General features: G+C 55.6%; 18 protein-coding genes and 1 riboswitch. Of the genes, 16 read left to right on the forward strand and 2 right to left on the reverse strand.

The window, feature by feature from the left end:
* The first annotated feature begins 23 nt into the window (after positions 1-23).
* From B1748_RS10250 to B1748_RS10265, 4 genes are all read left to right on the forward strand, one after another.
* Complete coding sequence (locus tag B1748_RS10250; protein ID WP_087567871.1) at positions 24-1,766, forward strand: DAK2 domain-containing protein; 1,743 nt, start codon at positions 24-26, stop codon at positions 1,764-1,766.
* A gap of 31 nt (positions 1,767-1,797) precedes the next feature.
* Positions 1,798-2,652 (forward strand): DegV family protein, encoded by an 855-nt coding sequence (locus B1748_RS10255; protein WP_087567788.1) that lies wholly within the window; start codon positions 1,798-1,800, stop codon positions 2,650-2,652.
* Between the two features lie 8 nt (positions 2,653-2,660).
* Entirely contained in the window at positions 2,661-4,715 is a 2,055-nt protein-coding gene (recG, locus tag B1748_RS10260) for an ATP-dependent DNA helicase RecG (RefSeq protein WP_087567789.1), read from the forward strand.
* A gap of 115 nt (positions 4,716-4,830) precedes the next feature.
* Positions 4,831-5,118: a stage VI sporulation protein F gene (locus tag B1748_RS10265; RefSeq protein WP_087567790.1), complete on the forward strand. Its 288-nt coding sequence runs from the start codon at positions 4,831-4,833 to the stop codon at positions 5,116-5,118.
* A 230-nt stretch (positions 5,119-5,348) separates the two neighbouring features.
* Here B1748_RS10265 and B1748_RS10270 read toward each other — a convergent pair whose 3' ends face one another.
* Entirely contained in the window at positions 5,349-6,050 is a 702-nt protein-coding gene (locus tag B1748_RS10270) for an SOS response-associated peptidase (protein ID WP_087567791.1), read from the reverse strand.
* A 184-nt stretch (positions 6,051-6,234) separates the two neighbouring features.
* On the opposite strand from B1748_RS10270, the gene B1748_RS10275 reads away from it, so the two are divergent.
* Positions 6,235-7,548, forward strand: a complete 1,314-nt coding sequence (locus B1748_RS10275; protein WP_256975605.1) for a DUF2515 domain-containing protein — start codon at positions 6,235-6,237, stop codon at positions 7,546-7,548.
* A 55-nt stretch (positions 7,549-7,603) separates the two neighbouring features.
* Here the strand turns inward: B1748_RS10275 and B1748_RS10280 are convergent, their stop codons facing one another.
* Entirely contained in the window at positions 7,604-8,680 is a 1,077-nt protein-coding gene (locus tag B1748_RS10280; protein WP_087567792.1) for a glycosyltransferase, read from the reverse strand.
* 127 nt (positions 8,681-8,807) lie between these two features.
* On the opposite strand from B1748_RS10280, the gene B1748_RS10285 reads away from it, so the two are divergent.
* The 11 genes from B1748_RS10285 to B1748_RS10335 all read left to right on the forward strand — a co-directional run bounded on the left by B1748_RS10285 (position 8,808) and on the right by B1748_RS10335 (position 19,220).
* A complete protein-coding gene (locus B1748_RS10285) occupies positions 8,808-10,355 on the forward strand; it encodes a spore germination protein (RefSeq protein WP_087567793.1) in 1,548 nt (515 codons plus the stop codon).
* 12 nt (positions 10,356-10,367) lie between these two features.
* On the forward strand, positions 10,368-11,576 hold the full coding sequence (locus B1748_RS10290; protein WP_087567794.1) for a Ger(x)C family spore germination protein: 1,209 nt from the start codon (positions 10,368-10,370) through the stop codon (positions 11,574-11,576).
* Between the two features lie 35 nt (positions 11,577-11,611).
* Entirely contained in the window at positions 11,612-12,706 is a 1,095-nt protein-coding gene (locus B1748_RS10295; RefSeq protein WP_179215508.1) for a GerAB/ArcD/ProY family transporter, read from the forward strand.
* 75 nt (positions 12,707-12,781) lie between these two features.
* Positions 12,782-12,890: riboswitch (TPP riboswitch) on the forward strand.
* A 169-nt stretch (positions 12,891-13,059) separates the two neighbouring features.
* Positions 13,060-14,085 carry an ABC transporter substrate-binding protein gene (locus B1748_RS10300; RefSeq protein ID WP_087567796.1) on the forward strand — a complete coding sequence of 342 codons (1,026 nt, stop codon included), beginning with the start codon at positions 13,060-13,062 and terminating at the stop codon, positions 14,083-14,085.
* A gap of 96 nt (positions 14,086-14,181) precedes the next feature.
* A complete protein-coding gene (locus tag B1748_RS10305) occupies positions 14,182-14,484 on the forward strand; it encodes a thiamine-binding protein (protein WP_087567797.1) in 303 nt (100 codons plus the stop codon).
* On the forward strand, positions 14,474-15,277 hold the full coding sequence (locus B1748_RS10310) for an ABC transporter permease (protein WP_087567798.1): 804 nt from the start codon (positions 14,474-14,476) through the stop codon (positions 15,275-15,277). Before B1748_RS10305 ends, B1748_RS10310 begins: the two co-directional genes overlap by 11 nt.
* The gene (locus B1748_RS10315; protein WP_087567799.1) at positions 15,267-16,031 is read left to right on the forward strand and encodes an ABC transporter ATP-binding protein; all 765 of its coding nucleotides are present in this window, start codon (positions 15,267-15,269) and stop codon (positions 16,029-16,031) included. The genes B1748_RS10310 and B1748_RS10315 overlap by 11 nt, the downstream gene beginning before the upstream one ends.
* Positions 16,024-16,827 (forward strand): TatD family hydrolase, encoded by an 804-nt coding sequence (locus B1748_RS10320; protein ID WP_179215509.1) that lies wholly within the window; start codon positions 16,024-16,026, stop codon positions 16,825-16,827. The genes B1748_RS10315 and B1748_RS10320 overlap by 8 nt, the downstream gene beginning before the upstream one ends.
* Positions 16,828-16,951: 124 nt before the next feature.
* Entirely contained in the window at positions 16,952-17,722 is a 771-nt protein-coding gene (locus tag B1748_RS10325) for a glucosaminidase domain-containing protein (protein ID WP_087567800.1), read from the forward strand.
* A gap of 73 nt (positions 17,723-17,795) precedes the next feature.
* Positions 17,796-18,452 (forward strand): peptidoglycan recognition protein family protein, encoded by a 657-nt coding sequence (locus B1748_RS10330; protein WP_179215510.1) that lies wholly within the window; start codon positions 17,796-17,798, stop codon positions 18,450-18,452.
* Positions 18,453-18,830: 378 nt separating this feature from the next.
* Positions 18,831-19,220 (forward strand): zinc ribbon domain-containing protein, encoded by a 390-nt coding sequence (locus B1748_RS10335; protein ID WP_256975614.1) that lies wholly within the window; start codon positions 18,831-18,833, stop codon positions 19,218-19,220.
* Positions 19,221-19,248: the final 28 nt, after the last annotated feature.

Below are 19,248 nucleotides of genomic sequence, written 5' to 3' on the forward strand. Positions count from 1 at the left end.
TTAACGGATCGGATCTTGCCGGCATGGCATTGCTCGGAGCGGAGCTATTGCAGCACAACGCGGAACGCGTAAACGCATTAAACGTATTTCCTGTGCCTGACGGCGACACCGGCACGAATATGAATTTGACGATGAGCTCCGGGGTCAGAGAGCTGCGATCCAGACCGTCCGAAGACATCGGCAAAGCGGCGGAGGCGTTGTCGAAGGGCTTGCTGATGGGCGCGCGCGGCAATTCCGGCGTAATTCTGTCCCAGTTGTTCCGGGGCTTCGCGAAATCGCTTGCGACTTTGAAAGAAGCAACGGCTGCAGATTTGGCTGCAGCTCTTCAATACGGCGTAGATATGGCGTACAAGGCCGTAGTAAAGCCGGTAGAGGGCACGATTCTGACAGTAGCCAAGGAAGGCGCGAAACATGCGGTTCAATACGCCAGACGCAACAGCGAGGTGCCCGACTTGATCAGAGAGCTGCATCGCAGAGCGGATGAGGCATTGCAGCGGACTCCGGATCAGCTACCTGTTCTTAAGCAGGTCGGCGTAGTGGACTCCGGCGGTCAAGGTCTCGTATACATCTACGAAGGATTCGTCCGTTATTTGACCGATCTGGAGTCGGGTCATGACATGGATCCAATGTATGTCGCGACGGAAGCCGCAATGCCGGAGGAAGTGCCGATGCCCGTCCCGAAGCCGAGCGAACGAAGAGCGGAACCAAGCTCCGCGCAAGCGCGTCTCGCAACGGAGGACATTGAATTTCTGTACGACATGGAATTTTTTATCAATCGTACCCGAAGCGGTAAATCCATGATGTTTTTTGATGAATCCGCTTACAAAAAGGCGCTCGAGAAGGATGGAGACTCCATTCTCGTCATCGTGGACGACGATGTGATCAAAGTGCATGTCCATTCGCGCCGTCCCGGCGATGTCTTCAATTTATCGCTTCCTTACGGGGAGCTTACCGATATCCATATTCTGAACATGCGGGAGCAGCATCGCGATATCGTCGAGCATGATGCCGTCATCGCGGGTTCGATCGGATCCGCGGATCTGTCCGGGGCAGAGCTGCTGTCGGGACAAGCAGCGAGCGAAGTCACGCCTGTGCAAGCGTTCGAACGCGCACCGTACGGCATTATTGCCGTTGCAATGGGAGAAGGCATAGCCGAGATGTTCCTGGCGAGCGACGTGGATACGGTATTATCCGGCGGACAGACGATGAATCCCAGCACGGAGGACTTCCTCAAGGCGATCGAGGCGCTTGCCGCGGACCATATTTTTCTGCTTCCGAACAACGGCAATATCATTCTTGCCGCCGAGCAGGCGGCGGAGCTGTCCAATAGCAACGTGACCGTCATTCCGACGCGTACAATCCCGCAAGGGCTTGCCGCCGTGCTCGCGTTTAAGGAAGACCAGCGGCCGGAGCGCAATCGCGACTGGATGAAAGGCGCGGCGGAGGCGGTCGTCTCCGGCCAGGTGACGAAGTCCGTTCGCGACACCTCCATCGATGGCGTAGATATTCGGGAAGGCGATTATATAGGCATCAAGGAGAAGGCCATCGTCGTTTCCGATGGCGACCTGCTTGCAGCGTGCCAGCAATTGCTGGGCAGCATGCTGGAAGGCGGCGGAGAGCTGCTGACCGTCATAGCCGGAGCCGAAGCCGAGGCCGAGCTTACCGCTACGTTATGCGAGTGGGCGGAAGGGGAATATCCCGATCTGGAGATCGAAGTACAGCCCGGCGGGCAGCCGCTGTATCCATACTTGTTCGCGGTAGAATAACATTGATTAAGTATTCGGTGGAGGGGTTGCTATGGGCAATGTAAGAATTGTAACCGACAGCACGGCGGATATACCCGCGGAGCTTCGGAAGAAGCTCGGGATTACGATGGTTCCGCTCAAGGTGCTGTTCGGCGAAGAAACTTATGTGGATGCCGTGACGATTACGGCGGATCAATTCTACACGAAGCTGAAGCTTGCGCAGACTCTTCCAACCACGTCCCAGCCTTCGCCTATGGAATTCTCCGAGGCATACGAACGGCTGCTTCAGGAGGACCCGGACTCGCCGATTATATCCATTCATCTGGCCGCGTGCCTGAGCGGCACTTATCAGTCCGCGACGATCGCGCAATCGATGCTGGAGCAAGAGGCGGACATTACGGTCGTCGATTCCAAGTCCGCTTCTTACGGCATCGGAACGCTGGTTGTGCGCGCTGCGGAGATGGCTCTGGCAGGCAGCGACAAGGAGAGCATTCTGTCGGAGGTTCAGCGGCTGCGGGCCGATCTGACGATCTACTTCCTGGTTGACAGCCTGGATCACCTGCACAAGGGCGGGCGGCTCGGTCGCGCCTCGGCGCTGATCGGTTCGATTCTCAATATTAAGCCGATTCTGTCGTTGGATTCGGAGGGCGGCATCCATGCGGTAGACAAGGTGCGCGGCACGAAGAAGGCGATGGCCCGGATTGCCGACATGGTCAAGGAGGGTTATGGTTCTGATCCCGTCGCGCTTACGATATTCAAGACTGATAACGAAGCGGCCGCCCAGGAGCTAGGCGACCGGGTAAAGTCCGAGCTGAACGTGCAGCGAATCGGTTACGCGACGGTAGGGCCTGTCATCGGCACGCATGCCGGTCCCGGTACGACGGCCGTACTTATTCATAGGGTGTGAGTACAACCATGTTGACATTAAATGAACGATCCGTAAGACAGCTGAAAGGCGTGAGCGCCCTCAAGGAGGGGGAGCTTCACGCCTTTGGCATACATACGATATCCGATCTGTTGAATTACTTCCCGTTCCGTTACGAAGACTACCGCGTGCGTGAACTTGCTGAAGTCAAGAGCGGCGAGAAAGCGACGATTATGGGGATCGTGCGTGGCGCGCCAATCATGCAGCGCTACGGTCGGGCGAAGTCGAGGCTCACCTGCAAGATCGAATCGGGCGGCATGTTGATTACGGCCGTCTGGTTCAACCGAACGTATATGCAAGAACAACTGCGTCCGGGAAGAGAAATTATGCTGACAGGCAAGTGGGAGCAACATCGCTTGCAGATAACGGTAGCCGATTCCGAATTTCCCGATTCGGCGAAGGCATCCAAAACCGATTCGCTGCAGCCGGTCTACCACGTCGGCGGCAATATTACGCAAGCTTGGATTCGCAAGATGATTGCTGCAGCTCTGACGCAATACGGTCCCATGATCGAAGAGGTGCTGCCTTACGAGCTTATGGAGCGCTACGGCTTCATGTCACGTTCGGAGGCGGTGGAGGTCATCCATCATCCCAGCGACGCGAGCAGAGGCCAGGAAGCAAGGCGGCGCATGGTATACGAGGAGCTGTTCCTGTTCCAGTTGAGGCTGCAGGCCTACCGTGGGCTACATCGGGGACGAGCGGACGGCGTGGCGCAGCCGATCGGCAGCGAGACGATTCGGGAGTTCGCGGCGACGCTTCCTTTTGCCTTAACAGATGCTCAGAAAAAGGTCATCAATGAAATTCTGACGGACATGCGCCGCAATTACGCGATGAACCGGCTGCTCCAGGGCGATGTTGGTTCGGGCAAGACGGTAGTCGCTGCGATTGCGTTGTATGGCGCTGTCCGCGTAGGCCATCAAGGAGCGCTGATGGTTCCGACCGAAATATTGGCGGAGCAGCATGCCAAGTCGCTTGCCCGTCTGTACGAGGGTACCGGCATCCAGGTAGGACTGTTGACAGGCAGCCTGACGGAGCGGAAACGGAGAGACTTGCTCGCAGGCCTGCAGATGGGACTGATCGATGTCGTCGTAGGCACGCACGCGCTCATTCAGGATGACGTGTTTTTTCGGAGTTTGTCTCTGGTCGTAACGGACGAGCAGCACCGCTTCGGAGTGAACCAGCGAAGCGTGCTTCGGCGCAAGGGGATTAATCCCGACGTGCTGACGATGACGGCAACGCCGATTCCGAGAACGCTGGCCATTACGGCATTCGGCGACATGGACGTCTCCACGATCAAGGAGATGCCGAAGGGACGCAAGCCGATCAAAACCTATTGGGTAAAACATGACGCGTTCGACCGCGTGCTGGGTTTTATACGCAAGGAAGCGGCGGCGGGGCGTCAAGCTTATGTCATCTGTCCCTTAATCGAGGAGTCCGAGAAGCTGGATGTGCAAAACGCAATCGATACCTATATGCAGATTCAGCAGTCTTGTCCGGATCTGACCATCGGATTGCTGCATGGCAGGCTCTCCACTGCGGAGAAGGACGAAGCGATGTCGCGGTTCGCCGCGAACGACAGCCAGGTGCTTGTAGCTACGACTGTCGTGGAGGTAGGCGTTGACGTGTCCAATGCGACACTCATTATTATTATGGATGCCGACCGATTCGGCTTGTCCCAACTTCATCAGCTGCGAGGACGAGTCGGACGAGGGGAGCATCAGTCGCATTGCATTTTGATTGCGGATCCCAAGTCCGAGACGGGACGAGAGCGGATGAAAGTCATGACGGAGACGAACGACGGCTTCGAGGTAGCGCGCCGCGATCTGGAGCTTCGCGGGCCAGGCGATTTTTTCGGGACGAAACAGAGCGGTCTGCCGGAGTTCCGCATCGCCGACATGGTGGCCGATTACGAAACGTTGGAGCAAGCCCGGGAGGATGCGGGAGAGCTGACCAAGCGGGATGATTTCTGGAGCAACGAGTCTTACGCCCGGCTGTGGGAGATTTTGCGGCGGGAAGGATTATTTCAAGGGGAACAGCTGGACTAGGCAACTATTCTCCTCCTTCGGCATATAGTTAAGCGACTAGGTCGTGTCTGAAAACCCGCTCTGGAGTATTCAGACACGACCTAGACTGGATTGCCGAATGGAGGTGTCTGCCGCTGTGAGTTATCAGAATTACGGCATTCGGCCGCAATTGGTTGAACGCGTAAAGCTCAAGCTGAAAAACCCCGTAGTTAAGGACAAGATACGGCAGCTGCTTGGTAATGTGACCAAATATGATTTGCAGGATCGGGCGAAGGTGCGCAAGCTAGTCAAGTCTGCCGCCGTCATCCTGCAAGAGAAGCTGACCGATGCGCAAGAGGATGGGATCGTCGCGTTTATACTGGCGCAAAAGATCGATCCCAATAACACCTTCCATCTGCTGAAGCTGTGGGGGATGTTTCGCTGACCGTGAGGTCGGCGTTTTTTTTTCTGATTTAAAATCTAACAGACACCAGAGACGCTATTTGTCCGATATTTAACCTCAATCAAATCTAACGGACAGGAAAAATGCTATCGGGTCGTAATGGAGCCAATTTTCGTTATGATGATGCCAATAATGTCGTGCAAGTCCGTTAGATTTTCGAAAGTCAAAATAATCGAAGATTAGCGTCATTTTTGTCCGTAAGGTGGTGAGACTCACCACAACTCCATCTGCCCCTCAACTTTATTAGGCGCTATAAGCGACGAATCGTCATTACGAACGTTGCCGACAGCGGCGCCGACAGGATACGCTTCAAGCTCGCGCTCCGGATACGGAACGAATAACGTTCTTAACTCTTTGCTATCCTGCATGCTTCGATCCAGCCATAATGCTTCGTTTTCGGGCCGCAGAATGACCGGCATCCGGTCATGTATGGGAGCGACGACATCGTTAGGCTCCGTCGTCAGAATCGTGCAGCTGCTTATCTTCTCTCCATCGGGAGACAGCCAGGTCTCGTAAAGTCCCGCGATGCTAAAGACGGAGCGGTCGCGTTTCAGGATGCGCATGGGCTGTTTGCGCTTGCCGCCGTCTTCCTTCTGCCACTCGTAAAAGCTGTCCGCCGGGATGATGCAGCGCTTCCGCTTAAGCGGCTCGCGAAAGGCCGGTTTGTCCGCTGCCGTCTCCGCGCGCGCATTAATCATCATGTATCCAATCTTTGGATCATCCGCCCAGGGAGGGATCAAACCCCACTTTAGTTCGCCAAGCCGGTTGCGCTTGCCGTCGTGAATAACGGCGAAGATGAATTGACCGGGGGCGACGTTATATTTGGGCCTGTGGAAAGGAACTGAAGTCTCGTCGATCATATAACGCAACATCAGCTCTTCGAGCGAGATTGTAATCGTATATCTTCCGCACATAAAAAAACCTCCTGCATAGAGGGATATGTATTCATTATACCGTTATTATCGGCATTGGAGAAAGCGCGAGATGCTGGAAAGAGGCGTGACGATCGGGTGCGCGCGGTGTATGGGGAGCCGATTCTTCGCGGATAATGGTGATAATAGGGAATGCAGTTGGCTGCGGTGATAGGAGGGAGTAGGCGTGAAAAATGGTCATGAAGGGAAAGCGGGAGGGAGCGGCAACGTGCTGATAAGTTGGATTCGCCATATTCTGGCGCTGCCAGGAGCAGCTTGGGCTTATGCAACCGGGAAGTGGCATGCCATGCAGGCATCGCAATCGATGCTGGAATCAGCAGAGCCGCTTGCGCTGCCGTCTTCTTCTACTGCCAAGCTTATGGCGGCATGGGGCAAAGCGTCGGCGTCTCCCGGTGATCCACCTAGACCGCCTGTTGTCTTGTCGAACGATGAAGAGGCGCTGATTGCACGAATCCGGTTAGAAACGGAGGAGCTTAATCGGAATAATGTGACACGCACGGAGGGGTATCGTAATCTATATTTTCGTATGCCGGAGCTTCATTGGGCGCTGCTCGCACATATGGTATCGCGCAACGGCGGTTGGAACATGACCGATTTGCAAGGAGAATGGCTTCCTAGACTGCTGAACGAACGACAACGAAAGGATGTATTCCTGTTCCTGGAGCGGGCCAACAGGCTGATCTTCGGCGATGCTTATCCACAGCTTCTGCTGTACGAATGGAGCCGCAGGCTGGGGCGCAGTCTGTTCCATCTGCTGCCGGCGTTCGGCGTATCTTCGTTTATGGAGCCCGTATGGAGGCATTTCTGGAGGGACGGCGACTCTGCCATGTTGTCGACGGCGCTCATCGTGAACGAGCAGCATTACATCGACGAGCGGGTCGCGCGCCATCCCTATTTCGAGGAGCGGGTGCTGGGGACGATGTTCTTTGGCCTGCAGTCGCTGCTGCAGATGAATGCGGTGTTTTTCCCTTATCGCTGCGGGATGGATAATAGAGGGGAAGAGCTGCAGCTCGCCGGGCTTATTCTGGAACGTTTTCAGTCGCTGGATGAACGAATCGAATTCGGCAAAAGACTTTATGCCATGTTATTCGGCATTCCCCGCGTATTGGACGGCGTGCGTAACTTCGCTGCCGCCGTTAAGCATACCGGATCTCGCGCGGACTATGCGTCCGGCTTGTTCCAGCCGATTCGGCATCAGCCGCCAGAGCGATTTTATGCAGAGAAGCTGCTTGGCGGCAAGCTGAAGCCGGGCTCCACGCCGCTCTACAGCCCGCCGCTGCATGCCGCTTGGGGAGATCACGAGCCGGAGCCGCCGGAAACCGGCGATTGGTTCCGGGGACCGGAGCAGGTGGGCAAGTATTTTCAAAAACTGACTTTCCCGCCGAACTTCGAGATTACGAATGAATACGGTCTGCTGCTAAACAAGCTGGAGCTTGCCGTGCTGGCCGCACAACGAGGAGCCGCTTCTCCTTTGGCGTAGTAGAAATACGACAATGAAGAAGCGGCTAACGACTGCCAACATTGCGGTGCCGTCGCTAGGTCTTGGTTTTGTTGAAATAATTTTCGTTATATCGGATGCTGGGATGATCGGGATTAAACGTCATGGCTAGGCGATGATGCTCCAGCGCCTTGGCGCGGTTGCCTATTCGGTCGTAGCAGACGGTTAGTTGCAGATGGGGCAGCCAGGTGGACGTTGCGTGGTCGGTGGATCCCATGTTGCCCGATGGCCGTTCTACCGTTAACGCTTGCCCGAACCAGTAAATAGCCTGTTCGAACCGTTCTTGCCGGATGAAGACGCTCCCGAGCTCGCAGCAAATTTCGGGACGCGGAGTGTCGTAGCCGAAGGAGCGGAACAGAGAAGCCAGTTGGCCCTTGCTGTTCTTGAGCCGTCCGTAGCAATCCGCCTGCTTCATGCAAGCTCCGATATTATCCTCCACCCAGCCCTTGCCGCCGTCCAGAAATCGGCCGTACCACTCAATGGCCTCCTCGTTCCGGCGGTTATCCCGAAGCTCGTTAGCAAAATAATATTGGTCGCGCGGAGAGAAGGTTTCGCCGGCATCCCGACGTTTAAGATAAATGCGCAGATTGCGGTCGGTATGAAGCCGCTCTTTGCGATGGGTAACGGCGATATCGCTATGGAGGATACGGCCGAAGACAGCCAAATATTCATGTACGGGACCGATCCAGCGGAAGCCGAGGCTGCGTCTGACCAGCCGATTGCGGCGCAGACTGAAGACGGGGTTGCCCTTATGATCAAAGGTAAGGTGGTAATTCATGGAGACGCTGTCGTAAGGGAAATCCTCGTCGTTCTCTTCCTTGAGGGTCTTAAGCCGCGCTCTGTCCTCCGGCTCGACTACGTCATCGGCATCCAGCCATAAAATGAACGGCTGTGTCGCTCGATCGAAAGCGTAGTTGCGAGCGGCGGCGAAGTGATCGATCCACTCAAAATCGTAGATCGTCGCGCCGAAGGATGCTGCGATCTCTTTGGTGCGGTCCGTGGAGCCGGTATCAACGATCACGATTTCGTCGACGACGTCGCGCACCGAGGATAGGCAGCGGCCTAAACTTTCTTCCTCGTTCTTGACAATCATGCACAAGCTAATGCCGAGCATTGCTCCAACACCCTTTCTTCCTGACGTTCGTTGTAACATTGTATTAGCGCGCGAGCGGGATGGTGCCATACATAATCTCAGTAAGAAAGTGCCAACATAAGGGCATTATGGAAACAGAGGGTGCGCCATGAAACAATCCGAAACATCCCATGAAAGGCCGTTCCAATCTTCGCTGAAAGCGAACGTGCGAGCGATTTACGAACGATTTGGAGGAAGCAGCGACCTCGTCGTCAGACTGTTCCGCAGCGATGCGGCTCCGGAGCGCGAGCTCGCGCTCATGTACATAAGAGGAATCGTTGACGAGTCGACGATTAATGAATCTGTGCTTAGTCCGCTCATGTCCATGCAGCTTCCGAAGCCCGCCGGCAAAGAGGAGCCCGGGTTGCTGGAGGCTCTCCGGACAAGCATCTTATCCGTCGGTCAGGTAAAAGACGTGTTGATGCTGGAAGAGGCGATCCAACTCATGACCGGAGGCATGTGCTTGATCGCGGCGGAAGGCCATGCGGCCGTGCTTATGGCAGGCGTAGGCGGAGGCGAGCAGCGGTCGGTCGACAGCGCGCTGACGCAGACGGTCATTCGCGGTCCGCAGCGGGGGTTCGTAGAGGATTTAAATACAAACGTCAGCTTAATCAGACGTATTATTCGTTCTCCTAACTTGCATGTGCAAACGCACAAAATAGGGAGCGAGACTCACACGGATGTAGCAGTCCTCTATATGAACGGGATCGCGGACGAGGCAGTCGTCAAGGAGGTGTACCGGCGGCTCGCCGATATCGAGATCGACGGCGTGCTTGAGAGCGGTTATATCGAAGAGTTTATCCAGGACGAAACGTTTACGCTGTTCCCTACGCTTATGAACACGGAGCGTCCCGATACGGTAGCCGCATCCTTGCTGGAGGGCAGGGTTGCAATTGTCGTAGAAGGCACTCCGATCGCGCTGATTGCGCCCATTACGTTATTCAACTTCTTCCAGTCGACGGAAGATTACTACCATAGGTTTGACATCGCTTCGTTCGTCAGGATGATTCGTTATGGGGCCTATGCGGTGTCCATGTTGCTCCCCGCGCTCTATATTGCGGTGACGACCTTTCATCAGGAGTTGCTGCCCACAACTTTGCTCATCAGCTTGGCTGCCCAGAGGGAGGGGGTTCCGTTCCCGGGTCTCGTGGAGGCGCTGCTTATGGTGCTTGCCTTCGAGGTGCTGAGCGAAGCCGGATTTCGCATGCCGAGAGCGATCGGCTCTGCCATCTCCATAATCGGAGCGCTAGTGCTTGGACAAGCGGCAGTGCAGGCGGGAATCGTCTCGGCAGGCATCGTCATTGTCGTATCCTTTACGGCGATCGCAAGCTTCGTCATGCCGGAATTCAACATTGCCGCGACGTCCCGCATCATCCGGTTCGGATTGATGCTTGTGGCCGGGTTTCTCGGTTTTTTCGGCCTTTTTATCGCCATATTGTTCATTCTGGTTCACCTTGCTTCGCTGCGCTCCTTCGGAGTGCCCTACATGTCGCCCGTGGCTCCCGGAGCCAGCTTCAGAGGCTTATGGCGAGACGTATTCGTACGAATCCCATGGTGGGCCATCGTGCTTCGTCCCCAGGATCTGAAGCTGCGTAATCCCAAGCGAATGAAACGCTCGAAGAGACCGATTGCACAAAGGCAAATCAAAAAGCCGTAAGGAGGGAGTGCGTTGAAGACGATTAGGGCGGTGCTTCTGCTAGTCGTACTGGCCACTCTGCCGGGCTGTGGAAACCGGGCGGAGCATAACGAAATTGCGATCGTATCCGCGACGGGCGTCGATTGGGAGGATGGCGAGTGGGTGCTGACCTACCAGATCATCATCCCGAAGGCGATATCCGGCCATTCTGGCGGGAGCAATGGAGCGGCAATCAACGTCTTCTCCTCGCGAGCGGAGAACTTCCGGTCTGCGATTAGCAAGGCGAGTCAGGAGACGTCCAGGCGGCTGTATTTCTCGCATAACCAGATTGTAATTGTGGGACAGGATGCCGCTCGCAAGGGGCTGGGGCAGCTGCTGGAAACGTACCTTCGCAATCTTGATTCCAGAGAGAACGTCAACGTATTTTTGTCCAAAAGCAACGCGCGCCAATTGCTCGAGCAATTGATGCCGTTCGAACAGAATCCCGGCGAAGCTATCCACCGGATGATCGGCAACGAGGAGGCGAACAACTCTTCGTTCCGCCAAATGACGATCAACGATGTCCTGATGGATTTGTTCAGCAGCGTGCAGGCCACCGGTCTTCCCGTGCTCTCCCAGGTAGAAATGGAGGGCGGCACGGAACGCGGTCAGCAGCTGGGACAGTCGTCTTCGCCATCGAAGATCCGGCTGAGCGAGCTGGGGCTCATCGTGGGAGATAAGCTGGTGGGATGGGTGGATAATCGGGAAAGCAGCGGCATTAATTGGCTAAACAATACGGTCGACAGGACGACGGTCGGCTTCGCGTGCTCGGATCGAAAGTCCGCCAAAAAGGATTCCTCCATCCGCGTCGTGCGGGCGGAGTCGAAACGGACCCCAAGCTACAAGGACGGCAAATGGCGAATCGACGTGGACATCAAGGCCGAGGGCTCGCTGCTGGAGTACAATTGCAAGGGCGATATTAGCAAGCCGGATAAGATCGAAGCAATCGAGCGGAAAATCGAGGAGGAAATCCGTTCCACCGCCTTGAGCGGCTGGAGAGCGATCAGCGCGAGCAAAGCGGATGTCGTCGGCTTCGGCAATCTCATTCACAAAAAATATCCGAAGTTATGGAAGCAGGAAGTCTCGAACTGGAGAGAGACTTTCCCGGCGACGACAGTATCGGTTAATGTGTCCTTCAAACTGTCCACGACCGGATCAAGCGGCAACAACTTTAAGCAAATACAGGAGGATACTGGTAAGTAGCGAGGCGCCGGAATCGAATGAAGGGAGGAAAGGCTTTGCGACAGCAAATCGGCAAGAGTCAGCTTGCGCTGCTGATTATTTTGTTCCTGATCGGCAGCACGCCGCTGTTCGAGCTTGGCATCAAAGCGAAACAAGACTCATGGATCGCCATGGCAATTGCCGCGGCGACGGGACTTCTATTGACGACCATTTATCTGTTTATTCAGCGAAGAGCGCCGGAAGCTGACCTTGGGGAACTGTTGAAAATCCATTTCGGCAAACCGATCGGCGCCGCGCTGGGCTGCGTTTTTGCGTTGTGGTTCGCTTACGAATGTATGAGGAACGTACGGGATGTCGGCGAGCTGACGACCGCCGCCCTGCTGCAATTTACGCCGCAATGGGCGATTATGCTGTGCATCCTGCTTGTTGCGGCTTATACGGCTAGCAAAGGCGTGGAAGTATTCGTTCGGGTCGTGCAGATGTTGTTCCCGATTGCTGCCGGTAGCTACCTCATCATTGTATTCCTGCTGTTCTTCAGCGGCGTCGTGAAACTGGACCAGATCTTTCCGATCATGGAAAATGGACCTATGCCCGTACTCCAAGCGGCTTTTCCTGATCTTATTTCCTTTCCGTTCGGACAGCTCTTCGTCATGTTCGTTTTCTGGAGCCTGGTCAATGAAAAAAAATCGATAACCAAAATGACGATATGGTCGCAAGGCGGCGTATCCCTGTTCCTTATCTTCATGAATATGCTGATTCTATGCGTGCTGGGTCCGGCGTTGGCCGGCGCTACCTCATTGCCGCTGCTGCAAGCTGTGCAACTGATCCGGCTGGCCAATTTCCTGGAACGCCTAGACGTCATCGTGACCTTGCTTCTGTTTATCGGACTGTACGTGAAGATAACGGCTCTGTACCTTGCTTCCGTGTTCGTCTTTCACAGCTCGACAGGCATCGAGACCCGTAATCTGCTGCTTCCCGTCGGAGTCGTCGTCTATGCGATGTCGTTTTTGGAGCCCAATCATACGTTTCATATATGGCTGGGACTCGACGTGACGTTGAAGATGATGCCCATCTACCAGGTCGCCATTCCGCTGATCATGGTTGTGATCGGAGTGCGGAAGCGGTATAAAAAGTTGCCGGCGAGCGAATAGAACGATAAACATGGGAAAATAATGCTGGCATTACCCGCGGAGTCTGCTATAATTGGTTACGTAATTGACGAAACCGAATATGCTCCGGGGAGCTGGTTAGGCCGGCTGAGAGGGAATGACAACATTCCGACCCGTATACCTGATCCGGATAATGCCGGCGTAGGAACGTGAAGCGAGCGCTTCTTCATGATTTGGCGTACAGTCGTTGGGACTGCGCGCGAATCGTGATGACAAGCGCGTACCAAGCCGATTGCAACTCGCCCTCCTGAACAGGAGGGCGATTTTTTTTGGAATAAGGGAAAGAGCAGGAACGTCAATCCAGAAGACATAGAAGGCGGAGAGGGGAAGTACACATGCTGCACAAGAAGAAGGGATTATGGGGAAGAGGGCTCACGGCTACGGTGCTGGCCTTGACGTTGACGATCGCCGGCTGCGGCGGCAATGAGCCGGAAGGTGATAGCGGCGCTGGAGGCGAGAAGGAGCTTAAGAAGGTGAAGGTCGTGCTCGATTGGACGCCGAATACGAACCATACGGGATTATATGTCGCTCGGGACAACGGTTTCTTCGAGAAGCACGGCCTGGACGTCGAGATTATTCAGCCGGGACAAGACGGCGCCGATGCGATGGTCGCTTCCGGCGATGCCGCGTTCGGCGTCAGCTACCAGGAGTCGGTCACGATGGCCCGCATCGCTGGCGTGCCGATCGTCTCCATCGCTGCGGTCATTCAGCATAACACCTCGGGTTTCGCCTCGCCGAAGGCGAAAGGCATCGATTCGCCCAAAAAATTCGAAGGACAGCGTTATGGCGGCTGGGGAGCTCCGGTAGAAGAATCCGTCATCGATGCCCTTATGCAGGCGGACGGAGGCGATGTCAGCAAGGTCGACATTATGAGCATCGGCGACAGCGACTTCTTTGCGGCCGTGGAGCGGGATATCGATTTCGCTTGGATCTACTATGCCTGGACTGGCGTCGAGGCAGAGCTGCGCGGCGAAGAGCTGAACATGGTTTATCTGACGGACTACAGCGACAAGCTGGACTATTATACGCCGGTCTTGGTGACGAACGAGGAGCAGATCAAGTCGGATCCCGAGACGGTGAAGGCGTTCGCGGCGGGAGCGGCCGAAGGTTATCAATTCACGATCGACAATCCGGAGGATGCGGCTGAAGTGCTGATCAAGGCGGAGCCGGATCTGAACGCGGATCTTGTGCGTGCCAGCCAGAAGTGGCTCAGTCCGAAGTATCGGGACGACGCGCCGCGCTGGGGCGAGCAGAAGTTGAGCATATGGGAGAATTACGCAAACTGGATGTTCGATCAAGGACTGCTCGAGGGCAAGCTGGAAGCGGAGAAGGCGTTCACGAACGAGTTCCTGCCGGAATAACGGGAGTAACGGGAGCCAGGCATATAAGGACGGATCGGCCAATGGAGCGGATGCTCCGGTCGGATTGAAGATAACTTCGGAGAGGGGAACAAACAGATGGCAAACGCGTTGGTAAGCATTCAAATATTGCCGAGCACGCCGGGAGGGGCAAGCGTCCTTCCTTTCGTGGATCGCGCTATCGATATCATTAAGGATTCGGGCGTACCTTATCGGGTGGCTCCGCTGGAGACGACGATGGAGGGGGAGCTGTCCGAGCTGCTGAACATCGTACAGCTAATGAACGAAGCGATGACGGAGATGGGCTGCGCTTCGGTCATTTCCCAGATTAAAATATATTACAATCCGGAGAATGGCGCCTCCATGGGCCGACTGCTGGAGAAATACCCGGATGGCCAGTAGGAAAAAGTCCGGAACGGGAGCGTGGGCCAAGCTATGGCCGCCTGCGCTTGCACTGGGCGCTCTGATCGCGCTATGGCAGGCATCCGCCTCGCTGGGAATCGTGGATGCCTGGCGCATCCCGGCCCCGTCGGCGGTTGTACTGGAGGCGATCGAGATCTGGCCGCGCCTCATGGCGCATACGTGGGCGACGCTCAAGCTAATGATGCTGGGCTTTACGGGCGGTTCGGCGGCGGGCTTTGCGCTCGCCGCTTTGCTGCATCTGCTGCCGGGAGTGCGCAGAGGCGTCTACCCGCTGCTCATCCTGTCTCAGAACGTGCCGGTCGTCATTTTGGGACCCATCCTGACGATGTTGTTCGGCTATGGCACGCTGCCCAAGACGCTGCTCGTTATGCTCGTCTGTTTTTTTCCCGTATCGGTCGCCATGCTGTCGGGTCTTGCCAGCGCGGATGCCGGACTGCGTCATTATATGCGCATGATCGGAGCGGGCAAAGCGGAGCTGTTCTGGAAGCTGGAGCTTCCCAGCGCCGCCGTTCATCTGTTCTCCGGCCTCAAGATTGCCGCGACGTACAGCATGTTAGGGGCGGTCATCGCCGACATGCTGGCCCCGAAGCTTGGCCTCGGAGGTTTTATGGCTCTGTCCTCGCGCGGCTTTATGCCGGAGCGGGCGTTCGCCGCCGTTATTCTGATCATTATCGTAAGCATGGTCATGTTCGGACTCGTAACGTGGGCGGAACGAATCGTCATTCGCTGGCGTCCGCCGGTCAAGGAAGGGGGAGAGCGGCATGAAGCTTGAAGTAAATGGCGTTGGCATAAGCTTCGGGACAAAGGAAGTGCTGCGCGACCTGACCTTGCGAGTGGAGGACGGAGAGTTCGTCTCGCTGATCGGACCATCAGGCAGCGGCAAAACAACGCTGTTCGGCGTTATTGGCGGGCTTCGGCAACCGGATGCGGGAGAGATCCGCATCGAGGGCCGCATCACGACCGGCGAGCGCGGTCATGTTGCTTATATGCCGCAGCAAGCCGCCCTGCTTCCTTGGAGATCCGTCTCCGGCAATATCGAGATGGCGCTTAAGATCGCCGGCATCGACAAGGGGACGGCGAAGACCATGACGAAGGAATGGCTCTCTCGCGTGGGGCTGGCGGAGTATGCGAGAGCTTATCCGCATGTGCTGTCCGGCGGAATGCAGCAGCGCGTCTCGTTTTTACGTGCGCTTTTGTCGCCGCGTACGCTGATGCTGCTCGACGAACCCTTTGGAGCGCTTGATGCTTTGACGCGGCTTCACATGCAGAAGTGGCTCCTGTCGATCTGGGAGACGCATCGCAAGTCGGTACTGCTCGTCACGCACAGCATCGAAGAGGCGCTTTACCTTTCCGACCGGATTATCGTTTTGTCAGCATCGCCTGCATCCGCGGTAGACGAGATTGTCGTGCCGTTTGAGCGGCCGCGCCGGGAGGATCTGTGGACCGACCCCAGATTTAATGAATTGAAGACCCGCATCTACGGACATCTGCAGGGCGACGGAAAGGCGGTGGATGATCATGTCTGATCGCTTTCCCGTCGTGGACGCTCACCTTCATGTCGACCTTTATCCCCCCGAAAAGCAGGAGGAGCTGCTGGCGGAAGCGTTTAGCCAAGGCGTGGAGACGGTCGTCGCCGTATCGATGGATCTGGCTTCCTCGATCCGAACGCGCGAGTTGGCGCTCCGCCATCGCGGGCGTGTCCATCCCGCCTATGGCTTTCATCCGGAGCAGGAGGCGCCTTCCGAGCTGGAGAGAGAGGAACTGCTGACCTGGATAAGGGAGAGGCATGCGGCGGGCGAGGCATTTGCGATTGGCGAAGTCGGCTTGCCGTATTACAAGCGGACGGAAGCCGAGGAGGCGGGTGAGCCTTTCGACGAGACGCCGTATTTGTTGCTGCTTGAGCGTTTCGTCGCCCTCGCTGCCGAGCTGGATCGCCCGATCGTGCTTCATGCCGTCTACGAGGATGCCGACAAAGCCTGTTCGCTGCTTGAGCAATACGGCGTGAGGAAGGCTCATTTTCACTGGTTCAAGGGCAGCCCGGATACGATGAGACGGATGGCGGAGGCGGGGTATTACATTTCCGTTACGCCGGACATTGCTTACGAGGACGAAATCATCGAGGTCGTTCGTCGTTATCCCGTGGAGCTTATGATGGCGGAGACCGACGGACCATGGCCTTTCGAAGGCCCTTTTAGCGGGAGAGCAACCGTGCCCGAGATGGCTCGGGAGTCCGTGCTCGGCATTGCAAGGGTTAAAGGGATCGCGCCCGAAGAGGCTGCGCGCGGACTGTTTTTACAAAGCAAGAAATTTTATAACTTGTAAGTAGCTTTATGAACAACCTCTTATGATGACGGCTCTTCGTCCAACAGGACGGGGAGCCGTTTCCATTTGCCAAGCCGGCGCATACACAGTTAGGGAGAGCGTAGCAGCCAAAGGAGGTAAAGCAATGGCAAAAATGACAAGGGAGCAGTTTTTTGCGGCAATTGCGCCTACGGTTCAGCTCGTATGGTCGGAAGGGTCCAGGATGTTTCCGTCGGTTCGAATGGCGCAGAGTTTGCTGGAATCCGGCGGGGAGATCCATGCCTGGCACAATCTGGGCGGAATCAAGGTCGGCGGCGGTCCTATCAATCCATATTGGCAGGGACAGGCGGTCGTCAAAGGGACTTGGGAGTATATCGATGGCAAGACGGTAAGCATGCAGGCTGCGTTCCGGGCTTACAAAAGCCTCTATCATTTTTACAAGGATCTGGATTTGTTCCTGGAAGCTCCGCGGTATGAAAGAGTGCGCTCCGCGATCACGCCGGAACGTCAGGCTTCCATGCTTTTGGCTAGCGGTTATGCGACTGACCCGGCTTACGCGACGAAGCTGATGAGAATCATTGAGCAATACGGTCTGAGGAGATATGATGTGCCGGCTGCGCCACAGACTATGGTACGAGGATTCGAAGACGCGTCGATCATTCCCGTCACTTGGCAGGGTGGAGTCATCGGGACGGGCTATTTAAAGGAAGGCGTAACATGGGTGCCGGCGCGAAAAATCGCAGAAGCGTTAGGAGCAATAGTGGGCTGGACGGGCACGGCGGTGACCGTTAACGGCGTGGAGCTGACTTCGAGACTGTCGATGTCGGTTGGCTACGTCAAAGCCAGGGAGCTTGCCATGCTGCTCGGCGTGCCGATCGAATGGGATCCCGGAGCGAGAGTCGTCCTGCTGGGATAACAATAGCCCTCCCCCTTAACGGTATTCCGGCATATGCTATAGGACGTCGAACGAGAGAGAGGAGGATATCCTGTTGTATACGTATATCGTAGACCACATCCCAAGATCGACGCCGAACAATAGACGCCCCGGCTTGCCGCTGAACGCAACTACGATCACGATCCACAATACGGCCAACTCTTCCAGCACCGCAAGGAACGAAAGAAACTGGCTGACGAATCCGTCTAATTCGGCAACAGCCTCTTATCATATTGTGATCGACCAGAAGGAAGCGATCGAATGTATTCCGCTCACCGAGGTCGCCTGGCATGCGGGTGATGGCAACTCTGCAACCAGCGGCAATCGGACATCGATCTCCATCGAAATAACCGAAAGCGGCAATTATAGCGCTACGTTAGCCAATGCCGCCGCTTTAACCGCTTCCATGCTTAAAGAACGAGGCTGGGGGACGGACCGCTTGCGCCGCCATTATGACTGGAGCGGCAAAAATTGTCCGAGGAAGATGAATCAAGACGGGGACTGGGGCGGATGGGACAGCTTTGTTGCCCAGGTCAATACCTTATTGCAGGAGGAGGAAGAGGAGATGCTGGATCCGAAGGATGCCAATAACATCATCCGGTTTCTGAGCGCCGCCTATATGGCGACAACTGATCCTCAAGCGAGAGCGGAGTTTAACCGCCTTGCCAACGAGCTGCGCCGCGTGAGCGGCCAGAATCCGGAGCCGGGTTGACGCGAATAGTTGAGCAAAAGTAATGTGGCGGTAGGCCGGGGGCTTGCCGCTTCTTTAAATCACTGGTTTTAAAATATTTGTTTCTGCGTAATAATTGTCATGCAATGATACTACTGTACTGCCCTTCATCCAAAATATGCTAATATGGATACATAGAATACAGGGAGCTGGTGACCGTGGAATCAAACCAAATAGATTACGAGCTTATTGGTAATCGGGTGGAATGGCTGAACAAGGCAGCCGCAATGAGTTTTTCGCAAAAGAAGTACGACGCTGAGATGCAGAAGTTGTGGTGTCAGTAGAACGTATAGATAGAATAAAGGGAATACGAAAGCAGTATTGTCGTCAAACAAACCAAAGGAGGCGGGGAAGTTGGAAGTGACATGTCCATGGTGCGGAAACGAGGTTCGGCTTAGCGGGGATATTTGTCCGGAATGCAAGCATGAAGTGTTGCCCGAGCATTTGGAGGAGAAAGAGAGCGGGATGTTTGGCGAAGAGGAAGCGCGAGAGGCGGACGAGCATGAGGTTGATATAAACGAAATCCACGCCATCGAAAACAACTTTGTTTGCGCCAAATGCGGACACAATGAATGTAAAGCTGCCGAAGTGGCTATGACGGGAGCGGGTCTAAGCAAGCTGTTGGATATCCAGCATCACCATTATCTGTTCGTGTCATGTCTGCGCTGCGCTTCGGTCGAGATATATGATCCCAGCGTGCTGAGAGGCCGTCAGGCTGGCGCATTCGGAACTTTTCTGGATGTGTTGTAATTCCTGTCGGTCGCGTTCGGAGTGATCA

The organism is Paenibacillus sp. MY03 (genome assembly GCF_002165585.1).
GTDB lineage: Bacteria > Bacillota > Bacilli > Paenibacillales > Paenibacillaceae > Pristimantibacillus > Pristimantibacillus agaridevorans.